The organism is Cupriavidus sp. 22TCCZM01-5 (genome assembly GCF_057798915.1).
The window spans coordinates 1-547 of record NZ_JBYOJR010000088.1; the positions used below are offsets into that span (position 1 = coordinate 1).

Below are 547 nucleotides of genomic sequence, written 5' to 3' on the forward strand. Positions count from 1 at the left end.
ATTACTGTTGAGTGAATACATAGCTCAACAGGGCGAACCGGGGGAACTGAAACATCTAAGTACCCCGAGGAAAAGAAATCAACCGAGATTCCGAAAGTAGCGGCGAGCGAAATTGGACTAGCCCTTAAGCTTTACACGCGTTAGACGAACAGCCTGGAAAGGCCGACGATACAGGGTGATAGTCCCGTAGTTGACGACGTGTGTTCAGTGAAATCGAGTAGGGCGGGACACGTGATATCCTGTCTGAATATGGGGGGACCATCCTCCAAGGCTAAATACTACTGACTGACCGATAGTGAACCAGTACCGTGAGGGAAAGGCGAAAAGAACCCCTGTGAGGGGAGTGAAATAGAACCTGAAACCGTGTACGTACAAGCAGTAGGAGCAGGCTTGTCCTGTGACTGCGTACCTTTTGTATAATGGGTCAGCGACTTATATTCAGTGGCAAGGTTAACCATCTAGGGGAGCCGTAGGGAAACCGAGTCTTAACTGGGCGTTCAGTCTCTGGATATAGACCCGAAACCAGGTGATCTAGCCATGGGCAGGT

Annotated in this window: 1 rRNA gene (cut by a window edge); it reads left to right on the forward strand. The window is 50.1% G+C overall.

From position 1 onward, the window contains the following. Positions 1-547, forward strand: a 23S ribosomal RNA gene (locus tag AC3FNH_RS32535); its annotated part runs 471 nt beyond the window's last position; the annotation flags it as partial.